The organism is Micromonospora antibiotica, assembly GCF_017599305.1.
In the GTDB taxonomy this organism is placed as follows: Bacteria; Actinomycetota; Actinomycetes; order Mycobacteriales; family Micromonosporaceae; genus Micromonospora; species Micromonospora antibiotica.
The window spans coordinates 395,450-403,823 of the sequence record NZ_JAGFWR010000004.1 but is presented as its reverse complement, the minus strand read 5'-3'; the positions used below and the strand labels follow the sequence as shown (position 1 = coordinate 403,823).

4 protein-coding genes are annotated in these 8,374 nt (G+C 69.9%); 1 reads left to right on the top strand and 3 read right to left on the bottom strand.

The genetic code is table 11. The features are described 5' to 3' along the window. Window positions 1–834 precede the first annotated feature (834 nt). The 3 genes from JQN83_RS11800 to JQN83_RS11790 all read right to left on the bottom strand — a co-directional run bounded on the left by JQN83_RS11800 (window position 835) and on the right by JQN83_RS11790 (window position 7,387). The gene (locus JQN83_RS11800) at window positions 835–3,774 is read right to left on the bottom strand and encodes a helix-turn-helix transcriptional regulator (protein ID WP_208567134.1); all 2,940 of its coding nucleotides are present in this window, start codon (window positions 3,772–3,774) and stop codon (window positions 835–837) included. An 81-nt stretch (window positions 3,775–3,855) separates the two neighbouring features. Beyond that, window positions 3,856–4,059, bottom strand: coding sequence for a hypothetical protein (locus JQN83_RS11795; RefSeq protein ID WP_208567133.1), 204 nt, complete (start codon window positions 4,057–4,059; stop codon window positions 3,856–3,858). 16 nt (window positions 4,060–4,075) lie between these two features. Then, the gene (locus JQN83_RS11790) at window positions 4,076–7,387 is read right to left on the bottom strand and encodes a type 2 lanthipeptide synthetase LanM family protein (protein ID WP_208567132.1); all 3,312 of its coding nucleotides are present in this window, start codon (window positions 7,385–7,387) and stop codon (window positions 4,076–4,078) included. Window positions 7,388–7,735: 348 nt separating this feature from the next. Between JQN83_RS11790 and JQN83_RS11785 the strand changes: the two genes are divergently transcribed. Next, the gene (locus JQN83_RS11785; protein ID WP_208567131.1) at window positions 7,736–8,305 is read left to right on the top strand and encodes an RNA polymerase sigma factor; all 570 of its coding nucleotides are present in this window, start codon (window positions 7,736–7,738) and stop codon (window positions 8,303–8,305) included. The last annotated feature ends 69 nt before the right edge of the window (window positions 8,306–8,374 follow it).

The following is an 8,374-nucleotide window of genomic DNA, read 5'->3' as shown; positions in this document are numbered from 1 at the left end:
ACAAACGCACCAAACAAGGCCTCAACAAAAAAGAGATCATGCGCTGCCTCAAGCGCTACATCGTCCGCGAGGTCCACACCGCCCTCCTCGCCGACTTCACCACCCTCAACACCCCTTGACTTCTATAGGAGCATCATCCAGATTTGCCGCCCGTCGGATACGGCAGACCGACTGCGAGGCGACAGGGGTTCGTAGCATCGCGTCATGATGGGAAGTCGAGCTGGGCACCTGCGCCCGTCCGTTCCCACCGCCGATCCGCGCGGCGCCCATGCCGCCGGCCCTTCCACGGCACGTTCGGACGTTGTAGCCCCACCACCCCCACCACCCCCACCACCCCCACCGCCAGGTAGCAGGCGGACAGGTCGCACACCCGCAGGTCGGCGAGCCTGTCGCCGCGTCGGCCGTCGGGGGCGTCGGCCGACGAGGCGAGGGTCGTGGGAAGCAGAAGGGCGCCGCAGGTCAGGGTCGTCAGTGCGCGCCGAAATCAGATAGGTGCGGAATTGGTAGTGGGAGAGGACATCATGGGGGCGAACCTAGGGATCTGCTGCGGGCATGTCCTGATTAGTGCGTACTCAAACGTCGGCCGCACAGCGCGGTGATCGTCCCGGCCGCCGTGTGACGCAGTTCGAGGCCACCCCGGCGACCGCCGCGTTCGCCCGCAGCGGTCACCCGGCCAGCTCGGTGTCACCGCCCCGATGAACCGCAGTCCTGCCGCTGCGAAGCTCGACAGGTCCGTCCTCGACCAGGAAGTCGTCGACTGGGTCAGCGCCTGTTCCACCCGCTCCTGGACCCCGCTGACCAGGTCGACGTGCGGCTCCGTCGCTGCCGAGTGGATCATTGGCGGGGACCTGCGGGGCGGTCCTGCGACGACAGGCCTCTGACACCGTCACGGAGCGCCTTGCGATTCGCGTACCCGGTCTTGAGCAGCAGGCTGGCGACGTGTTTCTCCACGGTTCGCGGTGAGATGTGCATACGCAGGGCCAGATCCTGGTTGTCGTGGCCGTTGATCAGCAGTAGGAGAACCTCGTACTCGCGGACGGTCACCCCGAGATCGCGCAGCCGGGCCGGGATCCGGTCATGGCCGGAGCGTCGTTGCCCCCGAGGGGCCCCTGCCTGACGGAGCATTCCGCGACAGGCTCCGGCGATCACCAGCACCTCGGCGTTGTGGAAGTACTCCTCCGCTGCCCGCAGCCAGGCGACAGGATCGCCCCAACCGTCGGCGAGCGCGGCCTCAGCGACCAGCCGCAGCCCGAGGTGGTGAGCCATCGGGTACGGTGCCGCCGCCTCCAGAGCCAGGGTGATCTCGGCGGCGGCAAGGTCGACATCCCCCGTACGTCCGAATGCCACCGCCTTCGCCAGATGCAAGAACTGCCGGTTCCAGCGCAGAGTCGCCGCCGACGTGGCTGCCACTGCCTCCAGATCCGCCGAGTCAGCCGTGCCGCCCAACGCGTCGAGTAAGGGCCGAAGGCCGCTGCGGCCCGTCATGTAGTACGTGTTCGGGTGCTGGTCCTCCCACGCCCGGGCCAGGTCGAGGGCAGCTATCGCCCCCGCACGGTCCTCCTCGAGAAGCGCGCAAACAGCCTCGCAGAACCCGAACGCGAGAGGGATCTGACTCGACTCGCCCCCTCCAGCGGCACGGAAATCATCGAGTCTCTGCTCCATCAGCCGCCGCTGGCCACGGTGAGCAGCCGAGGCGGCGGCGGTGACCAAAGCGAACTGTTGGTCGTCAACATTGCGCAGACGTGCGGTGGCGGCGGCGCAGCGGGCGGCGATCTCGTCGCCCCTGCGGTAGTCGCCCTGCATCACGGCGTGCATGGCGTACACAACCTCGATGCTGTAGCCGAGCAGGATGGCCCCGGACAATTCAGCCGCCCGTTTCACCTGGTCGAGTAGCGTCTGCTCACTGGTACGCATGCTCTGGTTGACCCCGAGCCGGAACAACGCGCTGATCCGCCAGAGGGGAAGTCCGTGCTCCTCAGATATCGCCAGCATCCTGGTCAGGTAGCCCTCTGCTTCGTCGAAGCTCCTGCTGCGGGCAATCATGGCCAACAGTTGCAGCGCCTGGCAGGCGGTCTCGGCCAGCGGTGCCCGCTCCGCCACGGCGAGCGCCTGTTGCGCCAGCCGCTCGGCCAGTGCCGTCCGGTCACCGCCATCGCCATTGCCGAAGATCAGATGCGCCTCGACAACGTCGACCTGGGCGGCCCGCGCGGCTGGTGGGTCACTGCCGAGGATCGCGCGCGCGATGCGCACCTGGGCCGCACCGTCGGACCACCGGCCGGTGACGACGGCGACCCACGCCAGGCGGGTCCGCAGCAGCACGTGCTGCTCGACGCCGAGCGTCGAGGCGTTGATCCAGGTGGCCTGGTCGACGAGTGCGAAGGCTCGCTCGGCCTGGCCCACCTCGGCGAGCGCGTACAGCAGCGACTCGAGGATGCCGGCTCGCGCGTCCGGGTCGGGCTGGTCGGACATCAGCAGGTAGGAGCGCTCGAGCAGGGTGACGGCGGAGCTCGTCGCCCCGTCAGCGAGCGCACGGCGGCCGGCTTCGGCAAACAGCAGCGCGGCGCGGCGGTGGTCGCCTGCCATCTGCCGTAGTCCGGCCGCGAGCTGGCACCAGTGCCCGGGCAGCCCGGCGTGTTCCGGCTCCAGGGCGTCGGCGGCCCGCTGCGCCAACGCAGACTGCTCGGTAGGGGTAAGTGCGGTCAGGATCGCGTCGGCCGTGAGCGCATGGCGGAAGGAGTACCAGTCGGGCGTCGACCGGTCGGGGATGATGATCTCCGCGTCCACGCCAGCGCGCAGGTGGCCGAGCAGGGCGCGTTCCTCGATGCCGGTCGCCGCTCGAACCGCCGCTACAGGAAAGCGTCTGCCCAGCACGGCGGCGGTGTGCAACAAGGTCCGTGCCTCCGGGTCGAGGCCGTTCATCCGCCGGGTGACGCTGTGGGTGACGGTGTGTGGCACCGCGATGGCGGGGCTGGCGGTGAACCGCCAGCGGCCATCCCGCTGCACCAGCGCGCTGGCACTAATCATGCCGTTGAGCAGTTCCTCGGCGACGAACGGGTTGCCCTCGCTGTCGCGCACCAACCGGTCGATCAGCTCGTCAGGTAGGTCGTCGGCGTCCAGGCAGGCGGCGGCGAACTGGTGGACCTCCCGAGCAGACAAGGGACCGAGCTCAATGACGGTCGCACACCGGCGGGCAGCCGCAGCCCACGCCAGGTCGGTCGCCGGGCTCCGTCCCGAACGCATCGTGGCCATCAGCAGCACCGGCAACTCCGCCAGGTTGTCGATCAGGTACTCCACCACGGCATGGGTTTCCGCATCGGCGTCGTGGAGATCTTCCAAGATCAGTACGCTGCCCCGCTGACCGGCCACTGCGGTGAGCAGACGCAGCACGGCCTCGGCCAGTTCGACGACCGAGGCCACCCGGTCCCGCACGGCCGGGTCCCGCCACTCGGGTACGAGCCGGGCAAGAGTCGGCCGGTAGGGTGCCAGTTCCGCGTTGTCGGGCAGGCGGCCGGTACGCGCCAGCGACAAGACCGCCTCCGCGAGGGGACGGAACGGGACGACAGGACCGGTGGAGCTGCTGCGGCCACGCAGCAGCTCCATCCCGGCCGCTGTCGCGGCATGCGCGCATTGTTCTGTAAGTCGGGTCTTCCCGATGCCTGCCTCACCGACCAGGAACACTGCCCTGCCGGAGGATGCTCTCGCCGCCGATAGCCGGGCATCGATGACATCCAGTTCGGTATCACGGCCGATCACCACGGGCGACGAAAGGCGCATGCCGGCAGGCTAGCGCGCTGAGCAACATCTCGTGTCCTCAGCGTGACATCATCGCGAGGTCAGATACCGACTGATGTCAGCTTATACAAGGGTATAGCTGGTGTTACCGTCGTCCAGTATGGACGCTATGACGGGCGTCCAGAGCAGCAGGCCGGTCAGGAGGATGGATCGCCTTCCCGCCTGTGCGAGGAAACCGAGCTTGACCTCGCCCACCGGGTGCTGGTCCGCCGATTCGTCGCCCCCGACCGGCCCCTGCTGAACTGGCTCCGACAGCTCGTCCTGCATGCAGTCCTCCAACCTTCTACTTCTCGGCACCATGTCGTGGTGTCCTCGTCGGCTCGGCCTGCAGGAGCAGCACCGAGGGCACTTGGTCGGCGAAACCGGCCCGGAGAAGCCCGTAGCCGATTCCTGCCAGGCCGTCCAGTAGGCCGGGGACGACGACGCCTCCGGCTACGCCGCATCTCGGACCGCGGTGGTCCAGGTCGGCGAGCAGTTGTCCGGCCTGCACGATCCGGGCGGTGAGCGCAGCCGGTCGGCCCTGCGCCGCCGCAATCGTCAGCACTTCCTGCCTGCCGAGCTCGCCGTGGCAGAGGCTGTGGTCGCGAAGCAGTCCCGAACTGGGCATGGCTGCGGCGACCCGGTCCACGACGGTGGCCAACACGGGGTCCGCCAGCGACTCCCCCCGGTCGGCGACGGCAGCAGCGATCCCCGGAAGACCGTGGCACCACGTGTGGGCTGCCTCCGGCCCGGTTGGGTCCTGCGCGGCGCGGGCCAGCAGAGCGGTGCCGGCAACGCCACACCGTTCGTCGGCGGTGGCGTCGGCGAACCGCAGCAGGGCCCAACCGACCCCTGCCGCGCCGGTGGCGAACCCTGATCGGGTGGGCGCGGGCACCGTCAGGAGACGCTCCGCGCACTCCCGGGCGGTCTCGGCGGCAAGCGGCAGTCCGGTCAGCTCGTTGACGGAGAGCATCGCCGCGAGGCAGCCGGCGAGCCCCTCGAACATGCCCGTGCCGGTGTCCGTCGTAACGGCGAGCCCTGCGAGACGCACTGCCGTCTCGACGCAATCGCCGAGTACCGCGTCGCCGAGCAGAGCGGCGAGCCGGGCCGCCGAGTACGCCATGCCTCCGAAGCCGACGAAGCCGCCGCTTCCGATCTCGCCGGCCACATCGGGTCTTTCATTGAGCGCGGCGAGCAGCACGGGGAGTTGACGCGCCGCGTGGACGGCGGTCTCGGCGTACCGCCCGACGCCCGTGAGCCGGGCCAACTCGGCGAGGAAGAGGGCGACCCCCGGATATCCGGTCGCCAGCCCTGCCCCTAGCGGCAGCACGGTGCTGTGCCGCTCGTCCACCGGCTCCAGCCCGAGCCAGTTCGCGAAGTTCCCGTCGTCATAGGCGTCGGAGATGACCGCGTCGGCGATGCCGCATGCGACGGCGAGCAGCCGACCCGGGTCCGGCGCCGTCGCCTCCCGACGCACGCGAGTCGGCTCGGCACACCCGTGACGGGCCCCGCCGAGACGGGCGGCCAGCGCCGCCCGGATGACCCACTCCTGGTCTCGTTGATCGATCGCCGCCATACTGGCGATCTTGCGGCGTGCCGCGACGAGTCCCGATTCAGCGAGCACGCCGACCAGCGGAACGCCGTCGCCGCCGGTCAGATCATGGCTGTCGGGGCATCCGGTGAACACTGGGATGTCGCCGTCCCACAACTGCGTGGTCTCATGGCGCACCAGGTGGTTGCGCAGTTGGTCGCGCACCGACGCCGCCCACAGCAGGTCGAAGATCTGCTCCCGGTCCAGGGCGTCGCGCAACACGTCAGGGTGGGTGGACTCGGTCAACAACACCGCGTAGATCTGCGTCGGCCGGGGGATCACCCGCAGGTCGACGCCAGAGAACCGCTGCAGCAGACCGTCCGGTCCGGCGAGTTCGTCGCGTCGTCCCGCCACGGCGTGGTAGGCGGCCCGGAACCCGGCGAGCAGTTCGGTGCTGTAGTCGGCGGCGTCAGCGGGAACCCCCTGAAGCGTGGGTCGGTTCTCTCCCCGCCCCGCGGAGGTGGCCCGACGCACCAGCCGCATTCGGTCGGTGCCGGGCTCTGACCAGTCGACGGTGTCAAGGAACTGCTGTGCGACAGGATCACCGCCCAGCCCGGAGAAATCCAGCACACCTCGTTCCCCGAGGAACGGTCGCGGAAGAAGGGCAGTGCGGTACACGGACGCCCGCAGCGCCCGGGCCGCGGGATCGGGCACCGCACCCGGAACGGGGAGATCGGGATGCAGCAACGTCTCCACGTCGACGAGGACAGGCTGGTCACCGCAGGCGAGAACGTTCTCCCGGTGGACGTCCGTCATGCCCAGGAGGTAGAGCACCGCCAGTAGTGCCCCTTGGCGGTGGTAGAACAGGCCGACCTGCCCGGCGTTGGCACAGGGCGCGGGATCGACCAGCTCGATCCAGCCGTACCCTGAGCGTTCGAGCACGCTCAGGGTACGCAGTTGCAGGTCCGGCAGCAGGCCGTTCAGCCAGTCCAGCACCACGTTGAACCGGGTGTGGGCGGTGACCGGTCGCGGCCGGTAGACCAGCCGGGCTCCTGAGGTGAACTGCAGGATCGTCACGGCGCGGCCTCTCCCGTGAGGGTCACCCACCGCCTCGAACCCGGTCAGGAGACCAGGATCCTTGCCGGCGAGCACCGCCTGGAGTATTTCGCCACGGTCGGCCACGAACCGCGTTGTCAGTTCGGCCGCCGCTTCGGTCGCGTGCCGGCATGCCGTGGCCAGTATCCGGGCCAACACGGGATAGTCGACGAACAGCGCGGTCAGCCGGGCGCGGCCGCTGAGGCCGGTCGCGAAGGCGGCGAATCGGTGCTCGGGCGTGGGTCCGGCCAGTTGGCCGGCCTCGCGGGCGAGGTTGAGTTCCAGGACGAGAGTGCGGGAGGCCATCGCCACGAGCCGAGCACGGAGCCCGTCGGCGAAGGCCGCGGTGACCGCGGACGGGTCGAGTGCGCCGGGAAGATCTGCTGCCCGCATCTGGTGTCTCAGGTCCGCGCAGGCGGTCTCGATGAGCGGGGCGAACACGCGGCCGAACGCCGCGCTCCACGGGATATCGGCCGCAATCGTGACGGGCGGGTCGGGAGCGAGGGCGAGGGCACGCTCGACGAACTGGGCCCACTTCGGAGGGTCTGCCACATCTACGGCCGGCCACGTCGGACGGTCGAGCATCGCCAGCAGCTGTCCCTCGGTGACCCCCAGATCGGCCAGCCGGACCGCAAACTGCCCGGTCGCCGCCAGCCCGTGCGCGGTGCGCCACTGCTGCAACCGCAGGTGAGCGGTCTCGGAGGGAGGGGCGGCGCCGGTGAGGCCACCGGAACCGGCCGCCCGAACCCGCTCGACGAGCGTGCGGGCCTTGGCCCACCAGGGCCCGCCCGCGCCGCTCGGCGTCCCCGTCCGCCGCTGCCGCGATCTGTCCATGCCGGAATGATGCTGGTGCCCGTGGTACGGCGCATGGGTAGCGGCTACCACCATTCCCCGTAGACCACACCCACCACGAGTGACAGTCGAGTCACCAGAGGTCACTGGAGTTCCTCTGCGGCTCGCCGAACACGATCGCCCGGGCCGCGCCGCCACCGACACCCCGGCCGGCGGCCCGTCACCGACGGTTGGCGCGAGCCGGGCTGTCGCACCAGCCCGCGCGGGGTGGTCTGCCGTCTACGGATCCTCGGTGACGCGGCGGTCGTCGACTCCCCACCCACGTTCTTGGGAAAGCGGGGGGTCGCTGCCCATCTGCCCGATCGCCAGCGCTGGCATCGTCGGGTGAGGGCGGATCCACAGGCCGGGTCGAATCACCTTCGTCACCAGCCCTCGCCGGCCGACAGCCGGCCCTCTCCATGTGCGGTGCCAGCCGGGCTCCGGCCGATCCCGGCAGCACCGACGGTGCCGTCGCTCATACCCCACCCCTCCCGAGAGGAGCCCGACATGACCCACGTTTCGACCGTCGTTCGCCGCGCGACCGACGGGGACGAGACCGCGTGGCAGCAGCTCGTCGAACGTTACGGCCCGATGCTGAGCGCCGTCGGCGGCCGGTTTCGGCTGCGGGCCGGTGATGCTGAGGACGCCGCCCAGTTGACCTGGCTGGGGCTGTTCCAGAACGTCGACCGGATCAACGACCCGGAGAGCATCGGCGCTTGGCTGGCCACGACCATGCGGCGCAACTGCCTACGCCTGATCAGCCAGCGCCGCGACGAGCCCATGGAGGACTGGATGTGCGACACCCTGCCGGACGACCGGCGCGCAATCGACAGCAGCCTGCTGGCCCGGGAACGGGATCAACTCCTGTGGCGCTATGTCAGCCGGCTCCCGCCCCGGCAGAGCCTGCTGATTCGGGCCTTGTTCACCGGATCGGTCCCGTCCTACGACCGGATCGCCCGGGAGCTGTCCATCTCGGTGGGCACCATCGGCCCCACCCGGCAGCGGGCTCTACGGCAGCTCCGTCTGTTGCTCGACGAGTCCGGTGTGCAACGGCACGAGCTCGACGTGGCGTCCTGAGCAAACCCAGTGCCTGCAGCCGGGTCCACCGGCACGAGCGGCGGGGACGCGTGTCCGCGACGACACGCG